The organism is Enterococcus sp. H57 (assembly GCF_003112495.1).
Taxonomy (GTDB): domain Bacteria; phylum Bacillota; class Bacilli; order Lactobacillales; family Enterococcaceae; genus Enterococcus_B; species Enterococcus_B faecium.
Genome location: NZ_BEHC01000083.1, coordinates 14,289 through 33,973 on the forward strand (window position 1 = coordinate 14,289; position 19,685 = coordinate 33,973).

At 40.3% G+C, this 19,685-nt stretch carries 21 protein-coding genes and 1 other annotated feature; of the genes, 5 read left to right on the forward strand and 16 right to left on the reverse strand.

Annotated features, from left to right (window positions below):
* Nucleotides 1–87: 87 nt before the first annotated feature.
* From DIZ30_RS12870 to infC, 6 genes are all read right to left on the reverse strand, one after another.
* Nucleotides 88–777, reverse strand: coding sequence for a hypothetical protein (locus tag DIZ30_RS12870; protein WP_002289315.1), 690 nt, complete (start codon nt 775–777; stop codon nt 88–90).
* Nucleotides 752–2,881 carry a hydantoinase/oxoprolinase family protein gene (locus DIZ30_RS12875; protein ID WP_002289314.1) on the reverse strand — a complete coding sequence of 710 codons (2,130 nt, stop codon included), beginning with the start codon at nt 2,879–2,881 and terminating at the stop codon, nt 752–754. Before DIZ30_RS12875 ends, DIZ30_RS12870 begins: the two co-directional genes overlap by 26 nt.
* Before the next feature lie 47 nt (nt 2,882–2,928).
* Nucleotides 2,929–4,266: a hypothetical protein gene (locus tag DIZ30_RS12880; protein WP_010777022.1), complete on the reverse strand. Its 1,338-nt coding sequence runs from the start codon at nt 4,264–4,266 to the stop codon at nt 2,929–2,931.
* Nucleotides 4,267–4,517: 251 nt separating this feature from the next.
* Nucleotides 4,518–4,877: a 50S ribosomal protein L20 gene (gene rplT, locus DIZ30_RS12885; protein WP_002293355.1), complete on the reverse strand. Its 360-nt coding sequence runs from the start codon at nt 4,875–4,877 to the stop codon at nt 4,518–4,520.
* Between the two features lie 52 nt (nt 4,878–4,929).
* Entirely contained in the window at nt 4,930–5,130 is a 201-nt protein-coding gene (gene rpmI / locus DIZ30_RS12890; RefSeq protein WP_002289309.1) for a 50S ribosomal protein L35, read from the reverse strand.
* A 71-nt stretch (nt 5,131–5,201) separates the two neighbouring features.
* A complete protein-coding gene (infC, locus tag DIZ30_RS12895) occupies nt 5,202–5,726 on the reverse strand; it encodes a translation initiation factor IF-3 (protein ID WP_002293357.1) in 525 nt (174 codons plus the stop codon).
* A 43-nt stretch (nt 5,727–5,769) separates the two neighbouring features.
* Nucleotides 5,770–5,895: a sequence feature (ribosomal protein L20 leader region), on the reverse strand.
* A gap of 150 nt (nt 5,896–6,045) precedes the next feature.
* Here infC and DIZ30_RS12900 point away from each other — a divergent pair.
* Nucleotides 6,046–6,678 (forward strand): pentapeptide repeat-containing protein, encoded by a 633-nt coding sequence (locus DIZ30_RS12900; protein ID WP_002294161.1) that lies wholly within the window; start codon nt 6,046–6,048, stop codon nt 6,676–6,678.
* 1 nt (nt 6,679) lies between these two features.
* Here DIZ30_RS12900 and DIZ30_RS12905 read toward each other — a convergent pair whose 3' ends face one another.
* Entirely contained in the window at nt 6,680–7,585 is a 906-nt protein-coding gene (locus DIZ30_RS12905; protein ID WP_002294163.1) for a magnesium transporter CorA family protein, read from the reverse strand.
* 84 nt (nt 7,586–7,669) lie between these two features.
* Complete coding sequence (locus DIZ30_RS12910; RefSeq protein WP_002307422.1) at nt 7,670–8,329, reverse strand: deoxynucleoside kinase; 660 nt, start codon at nt 8,327–8,329, stop codon at nt 7,670–7,672.
* Between the two features lie 315 nt (nt 8,330–8,644).
* Here DIZ30_RS12910 and mvk point away from each other — a divergent pair, with 315 nt between their 5' ends.
* The 4 genes from mvk to fni are packed head-to-tail and all read left to right on the forward strand — an operon-like array spanning nt 8,645 to nt 12,718.
* On the forward strand, nt 8,645–9,589 hold the full coding sequence (gene mvk, locus DIZ30_RS12915) for a mevalonate kinase (protein WP_002288231.1): 945 nt from the start codon (nt 8,645–8,647) through the stop codon (nt 9,587–9,589).
* On the forward strand, nt 9,582–10,559 hold the full coding sequence (gene mvaD / locus DIZ30_RS12920) for a diphosphomevalonate decarboxylase (protein ID WP_002288232.1): 978 nt from the start codon (nt 9,582–9,584) through the stop codon (nt 10,557–10,559). Before mvk ends, mvaD begins: the two co-directional genes overlap by 8 nt.
* Nucleotides 10,560–10,571: 12 nt before the next feature.
* The gene (locus DIZ30_RS12925; RefSeq protein WP_002288233.1) at nt 10,572–11,657 is read left to right on the forward strand and encodes a phosphomevalonate kinase; all 1,086 of its coding nucleotides are present in this window, start codon (nt 10,572–10,574) and stop codon (nt 11,655–11,657) included.
* Nucleotides 11,654–12,718, forward strand: a complete 1,065-nt coding sequence (gene fni, locus DIZ30_RS12930; RefSeq protein ID WP_002337058.1) for a type 2 isopentenyl-diphosphate Delta-isomerase — start codon at nt 11,654–11,656, stop codon at nt 12,716–12,718. The genes DIZ30_RS12925 and fni overlap by 4 nt, the downstream gene beginning before the upstream one ends.
* A gap of 248 nt (nt 12,719–12,966) precedes the next feature.
* Here fni and DIZ30_RS12935 read toward each other — a convergent pair whose 3' ends face one another.
* From DIZ30_RS12935 to rhaD, 8 genes are all read right to left on the reverse strand, one after another.
* Complete coding sequence (locus tag DIZ30_RS12935; RefSeq protein WP_033585961.1) at nt 12,967–13,770, reverse strand: gluconate 5-dehydrogenase; 804 nt, start codon at nt 13,768–13,770, stop codon at nt 12,967–12,969.
* Between the two features lie 19 nt (nt 13,771–13,789).
* A complete protein-coding gene (kduI, locus tag DIZ30_RS12940; protein WP_002288239.1) occupies nt 13,790–14,632 on the reverse strand; it encodes a 5-dehydro-4-deoxy-D-glucuronate isomerase in 843 nt (280 codons plus the stop codon).
* Nucleotides 14,633–14,647: 15 nt separating this feature from the next.
* Nucleotides 14,648–15,655: a sugar kinase gene (locus tag DIZ30_RS12945; RefSeq protein WP_002338609.1), complete on the reverse strand. Its 1,008-nt coding sequence runs from the start codon at nt 15,653–15,655 to the stop codon at nt 14,648–14,650.
* A 6-nt stretch (nt 15,656–15,661) separates the two neighbouring features.
* Entirely contained in the window at nt 15,662–16,306 is a 645-nt protein-coding gene (locus DIZ30_RS12950) for a bifunctional 4-hydroxy-2-oxoglutarate aldolase/2-dehydro-3-deoxy-phosphogluconate aldolase (protein WP_002288242.1), read from the reverse strand.
* Nucleotides 16,307–16,405: 99 nt separating this feature from the next.
* Nucleotides 16,406–17,164 carry an IclR family transcriptional regulator gene (locus tag DIZ30_RS12955; RefSeq protein WP_002351454.1) on the reverse strand — a complete coding sequence of 253 codons (759 nt, stop codon included), beginning with the start codon at nt 17,162–17,164 and terminating at the stop codon, nt 16,406–16,408.
* A 126-nt stretch (nt 17,165–17,290) separates the two neighbouring features.
* Nucleotides 17,291–18,442: a lactaldehyde reductase gene (fucO, locus tag DIZ30_RS12960; RefSeq protein WP_002325229.1), complete on the reverse strand. Its 1,152-nt coding sequence runs from the start codon at nt 18,440–18,442 to the stop codon at nt 17,291–17,293.
* 81 nt (nt 18,443–18,523) lie between these two features.
* The gene (gene rhaM, locus DIZ30_RS12965) at nt 18,524–18,835 is read right to left on the reverse strand and encodes an L-rhamnose mutarotase (RefSeq protein WP_002298313.1); all 312 of its coding nucleotides are present in this window, start codon (nt 18,833–18,835) and stop codon (nt 18,524–18,526) included.
* A 1-nt stretch (nt 18,836) separates the two neighbouring features.
* A complete protein-coding gene (gene rhaD, locus DIZ30_RS12970) occupies nt 18,837–19,682 on the reverse strand; it encodes a rhamnulose-1-phosphate aldolase (protein WP_002288248.1) in 846 nt (281 codons plus the stop codon).
* Nucleotides 19,683–19,685 lie beyond the last annotated feature (3 nt).

A 19,685-nucleotide genomic window follows, 5' to 3' on the forward strand; every position in this document is an offset into this window, starting at 1 on the left:
TATTTTGACTTGTGACCGAGGAGTTGACAGGAGAACACCGTTTATTCGGAAAAAAAGGACTGTGACACGACTTTTGTCACAGTCTCTTTATTTGTAATCTAAATCATACTCCGTACATCTTTTTTCTATTTTTTTTATTTCTTCTAAGATCCCTTGGCTACGAATTTCATTATATGGCCAAAGTAAGACTGCCTCTAATACATAAGGCGAAAAATCGCTTTGATTCATCTCTTTTGAAAAACTCATCGCTGCTATCTCGCTCAATGCACGAATGTTTGATTGATGTGTATAAAAAGGCAACCGCCACAGCACAATTTTTTCGCTTTGCGTATAAATTCCCTTAACAGAAGCTTCGATGTGGTGAAATAGTTCATGTCCAATAATCAAAGCTTGCGCTGTTTCTTTAGAGATCGAAGCTAGTCCTGAACATTTTAATTTTTCTAACGGCTCCGTCATCAATCGAATCCCTTCATCTTCTGCATAAGTTGCAAAAGTGATTCGTTCGTTTATTTGCTCTGATTCACAGGAAACGATTGGAACAGCCATTTGTTCACAAATTTCTCCTACATCGGCAAAAGGGTACTTTTTTTTGATGCTACATGCCGTTTCGATACCACAATCGATTGATTGTTGTATAAGAATTTTCTGCTTGGACAAAGGAATCTTTTTCCAAAATAAATCTCGCCGAAACTGGTAGAATCCCCAAATTTCTTCGGGGATCTGTTGTAATTCGTTTAGTAACTCTTCTAACTTATGTTTGTTTGATATTTCCGGCAACGACGATCACTTCTTCCTCCGGTTCCATAGTAGATACTTCCAGATCCATCAAAAGCTGTAGTTGTTCCAGATCCGTCGCTGTAAAATCAGAGACTCTTGCTCCTAAGCAGAGATAAAATTCTGGTCGGGCAATCAATTCAGTTTGATAAACTGCCATATCTTCCCAAAGTTGTTCGACAGCTGTCATATAATTGGCTGCAGTTGTTTTCATACATGAAGCATGTCCACGTTGGACCTTGATAAATCCTTTTTGATCGATGATCCGAAGACTTCCAGCATTTTTTGAACGATTCTGTTCGCCGCATACATAAAAGAAAGGTGTATTTTCCAATAAGCAAACTTCATTTTTATTTAATCGCATATCCTCTGCAGCAAGCTCTAGTGCTTCTTCTGTTGTGATCTCCTTGGTTAGATCGGTTGCTTTCACTTCCGTAGAACCAGTAGCGATAGCCGTTACTTTTGAAGTCTGTGGATCGATTTCTACGTGGACTTCGATCGATTCTGGTGTAGCGCCTGATTCAATCGCTTTATTCATCGCTTCATTTTTCAACGATCGTATATCTTCTTTACTTGGCGAAGGGATGATACGTTCTACAACATCTCGGACCATTGCAAGTGCTACACCAATAGAAGAAATCACTTCGGCGTTTTCAGGAATCGAATATTTCACACCCATTTTATTACTAAAGTAAGTAATCAATGAGGCAGCGCCGCCCCCTACACCTACAAGAGAAATCTGATCTTTCTCCAAGTGATACTTGTCTGCCAATTCTAAAATCACCGGTTCAATCTTAGCATAGGATTTTTCCATGATCTGTTCTGCGATGTCTTCAACCGTCGTATGACAATAATCAGCTAATGCTTGGATGGCTTTTCGTGCAGATGGGACATTTCCATAAGAAAAATGTTCTTCTTGCACTAATCCAAGGACATTGGCTGCACATGTATTTGTAATAGTCACTTCTTCTCCGTCTTCCATCACTACCTTGACGTAATCAGCAGGGTCTCCTTCTTTAGGAGAGAAAAATTCAACCTTAGGACCTTTGATTTTTTCTGTCTCCGTAAATACTGCATAATCTAGACCGGCAATATGTGCAGAACGTGGACCGACATCGATGATTCCTGACTGATTAGCCCGTACCATCGAACCGCCTGCCACACCTAGAACCCGAACATCTAATGAAGAGATATATGTTGGGTGGCCACCTACAATTGAATAATCGATTGCTGGACGTCCATTTTTAATGACCCCGATATTGGTTGTTGTTCCGCCTACTTCAAAATAAACACCATTAGACGCTCTCAAGTACATCAAAGAGCCCATGACTGATGCTGCTGGACCGGAAAGCATGGTTAAAACAGGTCGTTTTTTCATTTCATTGATTTCCATTACTCCGCCGTCTCCGCGCATAATCATCAAAGAAACATTGACCCCTGCTTCTCGTACGGAATCTTCTGTAGAGGTTGCCGTATCTAGCATTTTTGGTAAAATAGATGCATTGATTGCTGCTGTCCGAGTTCTTCTTGTCAATCCATATAATTTTGTGATGTCAGAAGCCATCGTTGTAGGGATCGATTTTACCGATGCTGCTTCATAAACAACTCGTTCTGGTTCCCCATTATCTACTCCAAATGCCATAGAAGAAACCAAGACCTCCGCTCTTTCTCTTTCTAAAGAAGAAATCGTTTCTGAAACACGGTCTACATTTAAGTGTTTGACAGGTAAGAATGCATTGACAATCTCTATTTTTTTCTTATTCCCTAAATCGATATCGTTCAATCTAGTTTGTCGTTTTGCTAAAAAACCTTCTAATCCACCTTTTGCCATCCCGATTACGCCGACTTTTGCTACGTCTCCTTCAATCAGTGCATTAGTCGCTTGTGTGGTAGAATGTGCAACAAACACAACATCTTCTGGACTGATATTATTTTCCCGCAAACAATTTTGAAAAGACTGAACGACACCTGCGGCTACTCCACGGACATCATCGTGGGTTGTTTTCACTGAAGATTTTCCGATGATTTCGTGCGTCGCATTATCGATTGCGACTGCTTTCGTATGTGTACCGCCAACATCAATTCCCATTCGCACAAAACGTTTCATTTTCTTTTCCTCCATTCATCTAATCGTTTTTATCGACGTTTTGTTTACTAGGCGTTCCCGTACAATAAGAACGTGATCAGGCATAAGATCGCTCCGATGATCCAACCAGTTGGGATGGATTTCTTCATATATTCTCGAGAAGTTACTTTTGTATAACCTAATCCCCAAGCAACCCAAGATTGTGTAATATCTAAATGCTGAGGAGCAATCGTTGTGATTGCAAATAACGGGAACAAAAAGGCTGGCGACATCGTTGGATTAACAGCTAATACGACAGCTAAAATAGCTGAGCCTGAACCGACTAGATTCATTGGACCGCGGAAAAATCCTAGTGGTGTCAATATAGCAAATACGATTGCCAAGACTAATGGTGATTGCGGTATCCAATCTCCAAAAATAGCTGAAAAATAAGGAGAAGCATACGCAGCTGAATTATTGAACATCGCTAAGGTCATCAAGAAACCAACCATTGGTGCAACATCTACTGCGCCATCTGTAAATAATTTCGCAAACTGACGACAGATTTCTTTATAACCTCCGCGCAATTTTCCAGTAAACAGCAATGCCCAGATACCTGCTAGAATAAAACCTAAGATGATTGGAAGATCTAAAAGAACGACCCCTAAAACTGGTAATAATACGGCTAACCATGAGATCATTGGTGCGTCGCCACCTTCAGCTGGTACGTTTGCTGCCATTGCATAGCGTTTCTTTTTGTTCATTGATATATTAGCGACCGTTAGTACCACAACTAAGCTTACAATCATCCCAATCATACCAATTTGGAAATAGTCATTATAAGTATAGCTTTCAGCCGATGGATTGAAACCAGCATAAATCGTTTGATATTGTTTGAAATTGACGATATTAGCAAAGATTCCAGCCATAATCGAGCCCATAAATGAGAACAGTGCAACCGGTACTGAAATACCTAATGACATCAAGATTGGCAACACAATAACTGCAATAGAAATCACTGGTCCGATTCCTGTCATCGACATGAATATAACAGCGGTTACAATACATAGTAAGCTCATCGTGATTCTTGGCTTGTCCCCTCCAAGTTCAACTACCTTTCGAATCAGGGTAGCTGCGATTCCGCTATCTACTAGAACACGCCCGAAAAAGGCACCAAAGAAGACATTTACCAAGATCGATTTGGCGTACTCAGCTGGCCCCGTCGTATAGATATGCGTCAACACATCAATTACTCCTTGCCCTTCCATCGCCGGGTTTGGTGAAAACGTGTTTCCGACTAGCGCTAATCCCATCCATACAGTAGCCATGATGGCAAAGCCGACCATCAAGTTGTAGCCTTTTACACAGTACCAGACCATGAAAAAGAATGAGATAACTAACAAAATACCAATAATAATATCACTCATGTTATTCCTCCGTCCATTTTGTTTTTCTGATAAGCAAACTAATATATCAGTCAAACTCATTCTAACTTATGTAGTTAGCGCTTTCATTAAAGGATGACCATAAATGTTCAGTTTTCAATTAAAAAACCTTAATTATGCTATTTTAGACTTATACGTTATTGTCCTGTTTCATTTGATGGAGGATTGTAAATAAAAAAAGAGGAAAGAACATAACTTTTCGTTATCTTCTTTCCTCTTTATAATTGTTTAACTTATTTAGCCAAAGCGTCTTTTGCTTGGTCAGCTAATGCAGTAAATGCTGCTGCATCGTTAACAGCCAAGTCAGCTAACATTTTACGGTTGATGTCGATTTCAGCAACTTTCAAACCGTGCATTAATTTTGAGTAGCTCAAGCCATTCATACGAGCTGCTGCGTTGATACGAGCAATCCACAATTTACGGAAGTCGCGTTTCTTTTGACGACGATCGCGATATGCGTAGTTGTATGAATTCATTACTTGTTCTTTTGCTGTTTTAAATAAAGTGTGTTTTGAACCGTAGTAACCTTTTGCTAATTTTAGCACTCTTTTACGACGTTTACGAGTTACTGTTCCACCTTTAACACGTGCCATGTATAATTCCTCCTAATAAAAATAAATCTTCAGATTCTGTTATTTGTACTTCTTATTTCATTTTTGCTAGTTGTTGGCGAATACGTTTGAAGTCGCCACTAGAAACCATGCTTGCTTTACGCAATTGACGGCGTTGTTTTTTTGTTTTGCCGTGGAAACGGTGACTTGTAAACGCGCGGAAGCGTTTCAATCCGCCTTTACCAGTACGTTTGAAACGTTTTGCTGATCCGCGGTGTGTTTTTTGTTTTGGCATGACTATATTTCCTCCTCAAAATCTTTCGTTATCCGACTATCGGCTGTCCAACAGCCAGTTAGTCATTCAAATTACTTACTGTCGTTTTTCGGTGCCAGCGTCAAGAACATGCTGCGTCCGTCCATTTTCGCTTTTTGTTCCACTGTTGCAATATCCGCAGTTTCTTCAGCTAAGCGATTCAAGACTTTTTGACCAATTTCTTTATGGGTAATGGCACGGCCTTTGAAACGGATAGAAGCTTTCACTTTATCGCCCTTTTCCAAGAACTTACGTGCATTACGAAGTTTTGTATTGAAGTCATTCAAGTCGATCGTAGGACTTAAGCGAACTTCTTTTACATTGATCACTTTTTGTTTTTTACGCGCTTCGCGGTCTTTCTTTTGTTGTTCGAAACGGTATTTACCGTAGTCCATGATTCGCGCAACTGGTGGTTTCGCACCAGGGGCAACTAACACAAGATCCAAGTTTGCTTGTTCTGCAATATTCAATGCTTCTGCTTTTGTCTTAACTCCTAATTGCTCACCATCTGAACCGATCAATCGTAACTCTCGTGCACGAATGCCGTCGTTAACCATCATATCCTTTGCTATGGTCATTCACCTCCAAATATTATGAGAGAAAGAAAAGCTTACCGAATAAACGGCAATAAAAAAACGAGTTCTCTTACAGAACCCGCGTGTACTTCACCTAATAGAACCAGTGAAAACTATCTAGCCCAGTGACATTATCAACTAAGGCGAGAAGCGGGTGCTTCTGCTTTTATTTCTCAACCATCATAGTATAGCAAAAACTAATCTTTTTGTCAATGTTTTTCATACAGTTTGTCTTCCTTTTCTGAAAATGATTAGATTAGCAGACTTTCTAGCAGTGATTCCCGCTTCTTTGCTATACTAAAGAAAAACGAGGTGAACCCACATGAAAAAAATCGAACCTATTCCACCTTCTCTTCCTCTTCTTACAAAGGGAGAGTTTTATTTAGAAGATGAGGAGATCTTCTCTGGTCTTCTGATCAACGGGGGTGACCAAAGCTATCTCGATGCCAAAAATATGGTATTAAGAGAGAGTCATATCCAAAAACTTACGATGCAAAAAACAGTTTTACGTCATTTTGAATGCAGTAATGTCATTTTTGAAAAATGTGATTTTTCCAATCTGGAGTGGATTGGTGGCAGTTTCCACCAAGTCGTGTTTCATCAATGTAAATTAACAGGTACGAATTTTGCCGAAAGTTATCTTCGAGACTGTACTTTCACTGATTGTATTGCTTCGATGGCTTCCTTTAGTAGTACAAACTTGAAAGCTGTCTCCTTCGATCATTGTCAATTAGAAGACAGCGAATTTTATGAGGTCACTTGGAAAAACCTTTTTTTGTCTGACAATCAGTTAACCGGTTCGAACTGGTTTCGAACTTCTCTGAAGGGATTAGACTTTACGACTAATTTCTTCACAGCAATCGCTTTATCTCAAGATTCTTTGGCGGGACTAATCGTCAACCAAGAGCAAGCACTTGTGATCGCCCAAGCCCTTGGTTTGCAGATCAAAGACTAGATCAACGAATCCGCCGCCACAGTGCAATAAGCATCCAAATAGATAAGACCAAACTGATGATCAAGGCAATTCCCCATCCGAAAACGGAATGGGTAAAGGGTAACTGGAGATTCATTCCGAAGAATCCTGTCACAATAGTTGGAACGGTCAAGATCAGCGACCAGACCGTCAAAAATTTCATCGTGTCATTCAAGTTGTTATTCAGCAAATTATTATAAGTGCCAGAGAGCTGGTCTAAAATCTGCGAAGCTAAGTTCGTCATTTCAACTGCTTGTCGTGCTTCGATCAGTGCATCGTCCAACTCTTCTTTTTCCTTTTCTGACAACTTGCGATAAATAGCCAATGCCTTGATTTGTTCTAAAAGTACTACATTTTGTTTTGTTCCTGTAACTAAGTAAACCAAACCGATCTCTAAATCTGAAAGTTGCAGCAGATTCTTGTTCGTTGTTTTTTCCCTTAACTTTAGGTTGAGCCGTTGACGTTCGCTATTTACTTCCTCGATTAAAGGAAAAAAGGAATCAGAAATCAAAAACAATGTACGAAACAATAAACTGTATACACTCATGTCTGGCATTCGTTCCAAAAGCGATCGAATTAGTCGAATCACGTACTCGGTATTCGGCGTGGTAAATGTAAACAAACCGTCTTCTTTTAAAATAAAAGCGATAGGACTAGTTTCATAATGATTATCGACTTTTTGCTGGTGCGGAACATTTGATACAAGCAGTAACGCTTCATCAAAAGAATCGTACTCTACGCGCGCCCGTTCATTTTTATCTAGAGAATAAGTCAGCATCTCGTCACTAATGCCATATTCTTCTTTTAAGTTTTTAACAGCTAGCACATCGTTTTGCTGTACATTGATCCAAAAATTACGGTCTTGATTAAAATAGTGTTTTTCCCGCATACTCTATCCTCCTGACATTTGTTTCCAGTATAAAGAAAAAAGTCGCTCAAATAAAGGTTTACCCTTTATTTGAGCAACTGTAAATCAAATGGCTACTTTGGTTTGGCGAATCTCTGCTAATTTTTCTTCGATCATCTTCAAGACTTCTTCTTTTGCTTGAGGATCTTCCACAAAATTATAGCGGTCTCCATCGATTTGGATTTTTGGACTTTCTTTGTATTCTTCATACCATTGATCGTAACGTCTGTTCAATTCTTTGTAATAATCGTACAGACTTGGGTCAAAGGACAATTGTTCATACGAACGACCACGTTTTTCGATACGCTCTAACATCGTATCAAAAGATACACGAATATGAACTAATAAATCCGGGTGTTTTTTATGGGCAGCATAGGGCAGTTCTTCCATCATGTTTTTCAGCAGTTCATCATACACACGAACTTCCGTTTCTGTTGCTCTTCCTAGATCTGCATTTAGATGGAAAAGCAGTGAATCTTCATAAATCGAACGGTCCAATACATTATTGTCATCTTTCATTGCTTGTTTGATGCTTGCAAAACGTTTATTCAAAAAATAAATTTGCAGCAAAAAAGCATACTGTTCGGGGTTTGCATAAAATAAGGGCAAGACTTCATTATCATCAATCGATTCATAAAATGCCTGACTATCAAAGTGTTCAGCCATCATTTCTGTTAAACTTGATTTTCCGGCACCAATTGTACCTGCTAAAACGATCACGCTCATTTACCTCCAGCTCACTTCATCACTAAATATTGTGTTTAACTCCAACCTTTTTAAATATACCCCCAATATCTAGTAGTGTCAATTGTATTTTTTTCTAGTCAAAGAAGAAAAAAAGTCAAAAAATTCTTAAGAAAAAAGTGTTTTTTCTTTAGAAAACGTATTCTTAGTTTTACTTCTGAGATGGTTTTAGTAAAATAAAGGAGGAATGTTTTTTGAGACCCTTAGTGGACAAAAAAATTCGTGAAGCAGCGCAACTCGTTTTGGGCGCTTTATTTTTTGCTTAAAAATCACTTTTACGTGAGAAGGAGTTAGATTATGGCAAACTATGGCCAAGGAGAATCAAGCGGAAAGATCATATTGATGGGCGAGCACGCGGTTGTTTATGGAGAACCAGCGATTGCCTTTCCTTTCTATGCAACAAAAGTCACCGCATTCCTTGAAGAGCTGGATGCAATGGACGATCAACTGGTTTCTTCCTACTATTCAGGAAATTTAGCCGAAGCTCCTCATGCATTAAAAAATATCAAAAAATTATTCATTCACTTAAAAAAACAGCATGACATCCAAAAAAACTTGCAACTGACCATTGAAAGCACGATTCCTGCTGAACGTGGAATGGGATCAAGCGCTGCAGTCGCCACAGCAGTCACTCGTGCTTTTTATGATTACTTAGCATTTCCTTTGTCTCGTGAAATACTATTAGAAAATGTCCAGCTTTCGGAAAAAATCGCCCACGGTAATCCTAGTGGAATCGATGCAGCCGCTACTAGCAGCTTGCAGCCGATTTATTTTACAAAAGGGCATCCTTTCGACTACTTTTCTTTGAACATCGATGCTTTTTTGATTGTCGCTGATACAGGAATCAAAGGACAAACAAGAGAAGCCGTCAAAGATGTCGCTCACCTCTTTGAAACCCAGCCTCATGAAACTGGACAAATGATCCAAAAATTAGGATACTTGACGAAGCAAGCAAAACAAGCAATCATTGAAAATTCACCAGAAACGTTGGCACAGACAATGGATGAATCACAATCACTTCTGGAAAAGCTGACAATCAGCAATGATTTTCTTAATCTATTGATCCAAACAGCAAAAGATACCGGGGCATTGGGTGCCAAATTAACTGGCGGTGGACGCGGTGGCTGTATGATTGCATTAGCACAAACAAAAACAAAAGCCCAAGAAATCAGTCAAGCACTTGAAGATGCGGGTGCTGCTGAAACTTGGATACAAGGATTAGGAGTACATACCTATGTTTAAAGGCAAAGCACGCGCATATACCAACATTGCTCTAATCAAATATTGGGGTAAGAAAAATGAAGAACTCATCCTTCCAATGAACAACAGCCTTTCGTTAACATTGGATGCATTTTATACAGAGACAGAAGTCATCTTTTCTGATAGCTATATGGTAGATGAATTTTATCTAGATGGCACCTTGCAAGACGAAAAAGCAACAAAAAAAGTCAGTCAGTTTCTTGACCTTTTTCGTAAAGAAGCCGGCCTCTCACTAAAAGCTTCAGTAATCAGTCAGAATTTCGTTCCTACCGCAGCTGGATTAGCCTCCTCTGCCAGCGGGCTAGCTGCTTTAGCAGGAGCTTGTAATACTGCTCTTAAGCTTGGATTAGACGATCTCTCTCTTTCAAGATTTGCTCGACGCGGGTCTGGTTCAGCTTGCCGAAGTATTTTCGGTGGTTTCGTCGAATGGGAAAAAGGCCATGACGACTTAAGTTCTTACGCTAAGCCAGTCCCTTCCGATTCTTTCGAAGACGATTTAGCAATGGTTTTCGTTTTGATCAACGACCAGAAAAAAGAAGTGTCCAGCAGAAATGGGATGCGTCGGACAGTCGAAACATCCAGTTTTTATCAAGGCTGGTTAGATTCCGTTGAAGGGGATCTATATCAATTGAAACAAGCAATCAAAACAAAAGATTTCCAACTTCTCGGAGAAACGATGGAAAGAAACGGACTAAAAATGCATGGAACGACTTTAGCTGCCCAGCCTCCATTCACTTACTGGTCTCCTGACAGCTTAAAAGCGATGGATGCGGTGCGACAATTGAGAAAGCAAGGCATTCCATGCTACTTTACGATGGATGCTGGCCCTAATGTCAAAGTTTTAGTGGAAAACAGCCATTTATCTGAGGTACAAGAAACATTTACCAAATTATTTAGCAAAGAACAAGTAATTACTGCCCATGCTGGTCCAGGAATTGCGATTATTGAATAAAGGGAGATTTTTATGATTGAAGTATCTGCACCAGGCAAACTCTATATTGCCGGAGAATATGCAGTTGTTGAAACAGGCCATCCAGCAGTTATCGCTGCAGTCGATCAATTCGTGACAGTCACTGTAGAATCTGCACGAAAAGTCGGAAGTATCCAATCTGCACAATATAGTGGGATGCCTGTACGTTGGACAAGACGCAACGGAGAATTAGTTTTAGATATTCGGGAAAATCCTTTTCATTATATCCTTGCTGCTATTCGCTTGACTGAAAAGTATGCACAAGAAAAAAACATTCTTTTATCCTTTTATGATCTGAAAGTAACAAGTGAGTTAGACAGTTCAAATGGCCGGAAATATGGATTGGGTTCTAGCGGTGCCGTGACCGTTGCAACAGTCAAAGCCTTGAATGTTTTTTACGCGTTGAATTTATCTCAGTTGGAGATTTTCAAGATTGCAGCACTAGCCAATTTAGCAGTTCAAGATAATGGTTCCTGCGGCGACATCGCTGCTAGCTGTTATGGTGGCTGGATCGCTTTCTCAACCTTCGACCATCCTTGGCTCCAAGAACAAGAAACTCAGCATTCTATCAGTGAGTTACTTGCCCTGGATTGGCCAGGTCTATCCATTGAGCCATTGATTGCTCCTGAAGATTTACGTTTATTGATTGGTTGGACGGGTAGCCCTGCCTCTACTTCTGATTTGGTCGATCAAGTTCACCGTTCGAGAGAAGATAAAATGGTGGCTTATCAGCTTTTCTTAAAAAACAGTACAGAATGTGTCAACGAAATGATCAAAGGGTTTAAAGAAAATAATGTAACGTTGATCCAACAGATGATTCGAAAAAACCGACAATTACTGCATGATTTATCTGCAATCACTGGGGTCGTCATCGAAACGCCTGCTTTGAACAAATTGTGTAATTTAGCTGAACAGTATGAAGGAGCCGCAAAATCTTCTGGTGCAGGTGGTGGCGATTGCGGAATCGTAATTGTTGACCAGAAATCTGGCATTCTTCCTTTAATGAGTGCATGGGAAAAAGCAGAAATCACTCCACTGCCGTTACATGTCTATAGCGATCAAAGAAAGGAAAACCGATGAATCGAAAAGACGAACATGTTTCACTAGCTAAAGCCTTTCATGATAAACAAAAAAACGAATTTGACTTCGTACGGATCATCCATAACCCTTTGCCGCAAATAGCAGTTTCTGATGTTGATCTAAGCACACAGGCAGCTGGTTTTACACTAAGTAGCCCGTTTTATATCAATGCAATGACTGGCGGAAGCGAAAAAACAAAAAAAATCAACCAAGATCTTGCAATCGTCGCAAGAGAAGCAGATTTGATGATTGCCACTGGTTCAGTCAGCGCTGCCTTGAAAGACCCTTCTTTAGCTGATACTTATACGATTATGCGACAAGAATATCCTCACGGGAAAATCATTGCCAACATCGGTGCAGGGACTTCTGTCGAAAGAGCCAAAGAAGCTATCCGATTGTTTCACGCAGATGCCTTACAAATTCATTTGAATGCACCTCAAGAGTTGGTTATGCCTGAGGGAGACCGTGATTTTACCAATTGGAAAGTACTTATTCAAGAGACTCAAACAGCCATTGACGTCCCCCTCATCGTAAAAGAAGTCGGTTTTGGCATGACAAGAGAAACGCTCAATGATCTAGCTGCTTTAGGAGTTCATACAGTTGATATCAGCGGTCGAAGCGGAACAAGCTTCACCCAGATCGAAAACGCCCGTCGCTCCAAGCGGGAACTGAGTTATTTAGCTGACTGGGGGCAATCGACAGTCTCTTCATTGCTTGAAGCAAATGAAGCAGACACTTCTATGGAAATCCTAGCCTCCGGAGGTATCCGCAATGCCTATGACATATTTAAAGCCCTTTGTCTCGGCGCAAATGCAGTGGGTACTTCAGGAACCGTACTGACGCATCTGATGAATCATGGCGTAGAAGAAACTATTATACTGATGAAGCAATGGCAAGAAGAGCTTCGTCTGCTTTATACTATGGTCGGCGCAACGAATACCGCGGCCCTACACCAACAATCTCTGATCTTTTCCGGACCAGTGAAGGATTGGTGCGAAGCAAGAGGGATCGACTTAGTGAAGTATGGAAGACGCACAGAAAAGAGCGTGGGACAAAAGTAAAGAACACTTTTGTCTCACGCTCTAAACACGTACAAACGGCGGAAGCAAAAGCAACTCCTTCGGAAATAAGCTGAAATTCACAAAAATTTGAAAAGCAATTTTCGTGAATTCCTTCTTATTTCTTGGAGTTAAACGCTTCTGTCCCAGCCTCTTTTTTCGAATAAATGATGTTTAATCAGCTGTCCTTCGGTATTCGTTCAATCCGCTGATTTCACAACCTCTCCACTAAACAGTGTACTAAAGCTCTTTTAAGGTTGTTTTCCGATATAGGCAAGTATGCCTCCGTCCACATACAAGACATGGCCGTTAACGAAATCAGATGCGCTAGAAGCCAAGAAGACAGATGGTCCAGCCAAATCGATTGGCTCGCCCCAGCGTGCTGCTGGCGTACGTCCAACGATAAATTGATCGAATGGATGACGTTCACCGTTTTCTTGTGTTTCGCGTAATGGAGCAGTTTGCGGTGTAGCAATATAACCTGGTCCAATTCCATTACATTGGATATTGTATTGACCGTATTCAGAAGCGATGTTTTTCGTCAGCATTTTTAATCCGCCTTTTGCCGCAGCATAAGCACTGACCGTTTCGCGTCCTAATTCACTCATCATGGAGCAGATATTGATGATTTTACCGCCGCCTTTTTCGATCATATCCGGAATAACTGCTTTTGAAACGATGAATGGGGCATTTAAATCCACGTCGATTACTTGGCGGAAGTCTGCCGCATCCATTTCGATCATCGGTGTCCGTTTGATGATCCCTGCATTGTTGACTAGAATATCAACTGAACCTACATCTTCTTTGATCTGTTGAACCATCGCTTGAACCGCTTCTTCATCGGTCACATCGCAGATATAACCTTTTGCATCGATGCCTGCTTCTTTATAATGCGCTATACCTTCATCAACTGATTCTTGGTTCAAGTTATTAAATACGATTTTTGCTCCTGCTGTAGCTAAAGAGCGTGCAATCTCAAATCCAATACCATAGACAGCACCGGTGACTAATGCTACTTTTCCATCTAAACGAAACATATCCATACTAAATTCCATCATTTTCTCTCCCTTATGCTTATTTTAATTGATCCATTTGCACCATATCCATGTCTGTATAGGTGATATTTTCTCCGCACATTGCCCAGATGAATGAGTAATTGCTTGTACCTACACCTGAATGGATCGACCAGCTTGGCGAAATAATGGCTTGTTCATTGTCTACAACTAAATGTTTTGTTTCATCTGGTTTGCCCATCATGTGGAACACACGTGTATCTTCATTGGCATAATCAAAGTAGACATAAGCTTCCATACGACGTTCATGTGTATGACAAGGCATCGTATTCCAAGCACTTCCTGGTTCTAAAATCGTATAACCCATTTGTAATTGACAGCTTTCGCATACATTTGGATGGATGTATTGATAGATTTTACGTTCATTCAGTGTCAGGCCTTCACCAGTTTCCATTGGTTTTACTTGGTCGATACTGATTTTTACATTTGGATATTTATGATGAGCTGGAACAGAACTAATATAGAATTTAGCTGGGTTTTCAGCATCTTGAGAAGAAAATACAACATGTCGTGTTTCTTTTCCGATATAGTATCCGTCTTGTTTTTTCATTTCTTCTTTTTGCCCATCGATCTCGATGAATCCTGGTCCACCGATATTGATCACACCTAGTTCACGACGCTCTAAGAAGTAATCAACACCTAGTTCTTTGTCTAATGTGATTTCTAATTCTTTTTCAGTAGGTGTCACTCCACCAAAGATCATTCGATCGTTGTGCGTATAAGTCAAACTGATTTTCCCTGGTTCAAATACCTTTTCTACTAAAAATTCTTTTCTCAATTGTTCCGTTGAATAATGACGGATATCTTCTGGACTGTGTGTATAACGTGTTTCCATTTCTTGCATTTTCTTCTACTCCTTCTATCGAATGATTTTTCCAGAGCCGCATGCTAAAAATTGTGCGACTTCTTCTTGACTGAATTGGTTGCAGTCCCCATGGATCGTATGCTTCAAGGCAGAAGCTGCCGTAGCAAAATCAATGATTTCTTGCGGAGACATATTGGATAAAATCCCATGGAGCACGCCACCTGCAAAAGCATCTCCGCCACCTACTCGATCCACGATTGGAGTGATTCTATGGACTTGGGATTCCACATATTCATGGTTCATCCACAATGTCCCCTTCAATTCATTTTCACTTGCTGAATGAACGGTACGCTTGGTCGAATAAAACACCTGAATATTCGGGAACTTTTCCTGCATTTTTTGATAATAATAAATTAGAGGTTGTTCTTCTGCTTCTGGCGCTTTCTCGATACCTAACAAATAAAGAGCATCCATTTTTCCAGCTGAGCAGATATCTACTAAAGGTAAAAGCTGATGGATTACTTCGCTGGCTTCTTGCTGTGTCCATAATTTTCCACGATAGTTGATATCGAAGCTGATCAGGCAGCCAGCTTTTTTTGCAGCTTCTATCACCTGTTTCGTCATTTTTTGCCATTTTTTAGACAAAGCTGGGGTGATTCCTGAAACATGAAATATATCTATTCCTTGGAATAACTCCTCTAGCGTCCATTCCAAATGATCCATTTCAGCAAAACTTGATCCGGCACGATCATAGATCACTGAGGCGGCGCGTTCGCCACTACCAGTTTCCATATAATAAGTACCTAGTCTTGATCCACCAGATAATACCTGTTTCGTATCTACTCCATAACATTGCAAGTGCTTTTTGACTGCTTTTCCCAATGCGTTATCAGGTACTTTTGTAGCAAAAATCGCTTCATGTCCGTAATTAGCTAAAGAAATTGCTACGTTTGCTTCCCCTCCGCCATAATGGGCAGCGAATCGTTCACTTGAATCGATACGGGTTCCCTGCTCTGTGGACAATCGCAACATGATTTCTCCGAGTGTCACTACTTTTCCCATAAGCAGCTACCTCTTGATTTCTTTCATTTTTGCTGCATACTGTTGCGCGACTTCCGTTACTTTGTCGAAATCTCCTGTAGCTGCGGGTGCTAAAAGGTTCCCACCTACTCCGACTGTTACGACACCAGCATCGAACCACTCTTTCATATTGTCCAGACTCACACCGCCAGTTGGCATGATATTGACTTGAGGCATCGGCGCCTTGAAGGCAGAAATGATACTTGGTCCATAAGCGCTTCCAGGAAATAGTTTGACGATATCTACCCCGCTTTTCAGCGCTGTTTTGATCTCGGTAATAGTCATACATCCTGGTAAGTAAGGAATTTGATACAGATTACACATCTCTGCCGTTTCTTGATCAAAGGAAGGGCTAACAATATACTCTGCGCCAGCTAAGATAGCCAAGCGAGCTGTGACAGCGTCTAATACTGTGCCTGCGCCAATCACTATTTCTGGTTGGTCTTTGTAGAATGACAAAAGTTCTTTGATTACTTGATCTGCTTGAGGGACTGTAAAAGTCAACTCAATACCAGTTAGACCACCTTTGATGATTGCGTGGCAAGCATTCAAAGCTTCTTCTTTGCTTTTTCCGCGTACCACCGCAATCACTCCGGCGTTTTTCAATCGAGATAAAATATCAATTTTTTTCATCTTCTCCACCTATTTCCTATTTAGAAATTTTATTTTATAAATTGGAAATCTATACCCATATTATACGGCAGAAAAGAAAAAATGCAAACGCTTTTTTCATTATTTTTGAATTCTTTGCTCGATTTCGCTTTTTGTTTGCTTGAGGGCACTGATTATTTGTTCTTTTGACTCATCTGTTAAACGATATTTCGGCATACTTACACTAAATGCACCAATGATTTGTTCGTTTTTCACGATTGAGGCTCCTATACAAAAAATATCACGTTCGATTTCTTCATCGTCAAATGCGATGTGGGTTTCTTTTACCGTTTGGATTTCCTTTTTCAACCGTAATGCATTGGTGATCGTATATTCTGTGTAAGGGATCAACGGATGCTTTTCAAGATAATCAGTGTACTGCTCTTCACTGAATTCTGCTAATACGGCTTTGCCCATCGCAGAATTGTATAATGGTCGGGTGATTCCGATTTTTGAAGACATACGGATCGTTTGATGTTTTGGATCTAGTTTGTTCACGTACAAAATCTCATTGTTGTCCAATACCCCTAAGTGGATAGTCTCATCGATCTTTTGCTGCAGCTGTTCTAAAAACGGTAAAGTCAACTCTACCAAATCGATTTGTTCAATGTTTTTATTCGCGTAGCGAATAAGCTTTGCACCTAAACGATAGTTTTTCTCTGAATTTTTATTTACGTAGCCGATCATCAGCAAAGTATCTAGTATTTTCAAGACTGTAGAAGAGGTCATTCCCACACCCTTTGCGATCGTCTGCAAAGAGACATCTTGGTTTTCCGCTAAATAGTCTAGTATTTTAGAGGCTTTGATCAATACAGTTCCATAAGGCTTTTTATTTTCCATATAACATTCTCCTATTTCTTTATAAGAAAAATTATAGCGGAAATACCATCAATTTAAAAGAGATATCCAGATATAAACTACCATTTCTCTTTACAGGCAATTTAATGTTGAAGATCCGCTTCGTTTTTACATCAAACTTTGATATAAAGCAATGATTTCTTCTACTGTCGTTTCTCTTGGATTTCCTGGTGTGCATACATCTCGCAAAGCATCTTCTGCAATTGCTGGGATATCTGCTTCTTTTACACCTAATTCAGAAATGGTTTCTGGGATTCCAACCGCTTTGCTCAACCGATCGATCTCACCACAAGCCGCTTCTCTTACATCTTCTAAAGACATTTCAGCTGCTCCTTTAATCCCTAGAACAAGAGCGATCTCACGGTACTTTTCTCCAGTATATTCTTTGTTATATTTCATGACAGTTGGCAAAAGTGCTGCACACGCTACGCCATGAGGAATGTTGTACCATGCACTTAACGGGTGAGCCATCCCGTGTACCAGTCCTAAACCGACATTTGAGAAGCCCATTCCCGCAATATACTGTCCTAATGCCATTTTTTCTCGCCCATTTTGATCGCCATCTACAGAAGCTTCCAAAGAATGACCGATGATTTCGATTGCTTTTAAATGCAGCATATCAGTCATTTCCCAAGCGCCTTTTGTGATAAACCCTTCAATAGCATGCGTCATAGCATCCATACCTGTTGATGCAGCCAATTTTTTCGGCATTCCCATCATCATATCGCTGTCGATGAACGCGACGATTGGGATATCATGAGGATCAACACAAACAAATTTTCGGTGATTTACTTCATCTGTGATGACGTAGTTGATCGTTACTTCTGCTGCTGTTCCAGAAGTCGTTGGTATAGCTAATATAGGTAAACATGGATTTTTCGTATCAGCAACACCTTCTAAACTAATGACGTCTGAAAACTCTGGATTCGTCAAAATAATCCCAATGGCTTTTGCCGTATCGATTGGCGAACCTCCACCGATTGCGATCAAACAGTCTGCCTCTGCCTCTTTAACAAAAGCCACTCCATCTTTTACATTTTGGATCGTTGGATTAGGTACGATCCCGTCGTATAAAGCATAATCGATTGCTGCTTTATCTAGAAGTTCTGTTACTTTTGTTGCTATACCGTGCTCGATCAATCCTTTGTCAGTAATGACAGCTGCTTTGCTGAATCCTCGCTGCTGAAATTCAGGGACGATCGACTCAATCGCTCCTTTTCCAAAATACGATGTTTCATTTAAAATCATTCGATTACTCATTTTTTATTCCTCCTAATTTGTATTATTTTTCACAATAAAAACGAAAGAACCCCAAGCAACCGGTTGCCCAGTTGCTTGTTACTACAGTTCAAAGACTGGCATCAATTCCCAACTGACTGGAGAGGCATCTGGATTTGTCTCCATGATATCTTCCATGTACTTCCACCATTTTTGATTGATAGATGTATTTGCCATTTTTTCCCATAACTTTTCATCTTCGATCACTAAGTAACCAAATAACAAACTTATACTCGGATCAAGATAGATCGAATAGTCGATGACCCCGTGTTCACGAAGTGCTGTACGCATTTCTGGCCAAAGTTCATCATGTCTTTTTTTGTATTCTTCTTGTTTTTCTGGGTAAACTTTCATGCAAAAAGCTTTTTTCACCATGTCAGACACCTGCTTTCGTATGAACTTCCTCCAAATAACCTGCTTTCGGAGTAACACCAAACGCATCTGCTAAATGCCACAGGTTTTCGTCCGTGATTGTTTGCAAGATTGGCCCTTGCGCTTTAACGTACGTATAGACTTCTGCTGCCTTTTCTGCTGTCTCGATCAAACCAAAGACTTCATCCATGTCTTTTCCTGACCCGTAGATTCCATGTTGTGGCCATAAAACCAATCGAGTTTCTTTCATTTTTTCAGCTGTCGCTTCCCCAATCTCATTTGTTCCCGGAACCATCCACGGAATGATGGAAATTCCTTCTGGAAAAACAACTAAGCATTCCGTACACATTTGCCATAGCGTACGACTAAAGGAACGTTCGTCTAATTCATGCGTAAAACTCATCGCTAATAGATGACTAGCATGGCAATGCATAACGATCCGATTATCTGGGTCTACTTCTAAACGGGCGATATGACTCATGAAATGACTTGGCAACTCGCTTGTAGGAAGGCATTCGTTTTCCAGCCCCCACAAAAGTTCCAGTGTTTTGCCATCTTCAGCAACTCGAACGATTCCAAGATTCTCGGCAGGTTCGCTCGCTACATTTTTAAAATATCTTCCTGAACCAGTTACAATAAAATAGCATCCTGCCAAACGGCTGGCATCAAAAATCATCGAGATGCGGCGGATCACTTTTTCAGGATCCAAGAACGGTGTGATCTCTTCTTCTTTTAGTAAATAAGAAATATTCCCGCCATTTCTTTCATCCCATCCCAAGCGATAAAGATTCGACGTCGTTTCGATCATTTCTTTCACATAAGGCGCTTGTAAAATATCTATTTTTTTCAATAT

Coding starts and splice junctions, on each gene's coding strand:
- DIZ30_RS12875 (WP_002289314.1), bottom strand. CDS start 2,881: ATGAAACGTTTTGTGCGAATGGGAATTGATGTTGGCGGTACACATACG.
- DIZ30_RS12880 (WP_010777022.1), bottom strand. CDS start 4,266: ATGAGTGATATTATTATTGGTATTTTGTTAGTTATCTCATTCTTTTTC.
- rplT (WP_002293355.1), bottom strand. CDS start 4,877: ATGGCACGTGTTAAAGGTGGAACAGTAACTCGTAAACGTCGTAAAAGA.
- rpmI (WP_002289309.1), bottom strand. CDS start 5,130: ATGCCAAAACAAAAAACACACCGCGGATCAGCAAAACGTTTCAAACGT.
- infC (WP_002293357.1), bottom strand. CDS start 5,726: ATGACCATAGCAAAGGATATGATGGTTAACGACGGCATTCGTGCACGA.
- DIZ30_RS12900 (WP_002294161.1), top strand. CDS start 6,046: ATGAAAAAAATCGAACCTATTCCACCTTCTCTTCCTCTTCTTACAAAG.
- DIZ30_RS12905 (WP_002294163.1), bottom strand. CDS start 7,585: ATGCGGGAAAAACACTATTTTAATCAAGACCGTAATTTTTGGATCAAT.
- DIZ30_RS12910 (WP_002307422.1), bottom strand. CDS start 8,329: ATGAGCGTGATCGTTTTAGCAGGTACAATTGGTGCCGGAAAATCAAGT.
- mvk (WP_002288231.1), top strand. CDS start 8,645: ATGGCAAACTATGGCCAAGGAGAATCAAGCGGAAAGATCATATTGATG.
- mvaD (WP_002288232.1), top strand. CDS start 9,582: ATGTTTAAAGGCAAAGCACGCGCATATACCAACATTGCTCTAATCAAA.
- DIZ30_RS12925 (WP_002288233.1), top strand. CDS start 10,572: ATGATTGAAGTATCTGCACCAGGCAAACTCTATATTGCCGGAGAATAT.
- fni (WP_002337058.1), top strand. CDS start 11,654: ATGAATCGAAAAGACGAACATGTTTCACTAGCTAAAGCCTTTCATGAT.
- DIZ30_RS12935 (WP_033585961.1), bottom strand. CDS start 13,770: ATGGAATTTAGTATGGATATGTTTCGTTTAGATGGAAAAGTAGCATTA.
- kduI (WP_002288239.1), bottom strand. CDS start 14,632: ATGCAAGAAATGGAAACACGTTATACACACAGTCCAGAAGATATCCGT.
- DIZ30_RS12945 (WP_002338609.1), bottom strand. CDS start 15,655: ATGGGAAAAGTAGTGACACTCGGAGAAATCATGTTGCGATTGTCCACA.
- DIZ30_RS12950 (WP_002288242.1), bottom strand. CDS start 16,306: ATGAAAAAAATTGATATTTTATCTCGATTGAAAAACGCCGGAGTGATT.
- DIZ30_RS12955 (WP_002351454.1), bottom strand. CDS start 17,164: ATGGAAAATAAAAAGCCTTATGGAACTGTATTGATCAAAGCCTCTAAA.
- fucO (WP_002325229.1), bottom strand. CDS start 18,442: ATGAGTAATCGAATGATTTTAAATGAAACATCGTATTTTGGAAAAGGA.
- rhaM (WP_002298313.1), bottom strand. CDS start 18,835: ATGGTGAAAAAAGCTTTTTGCATGAAAGTTTACCCAGAAAAACAAGAA.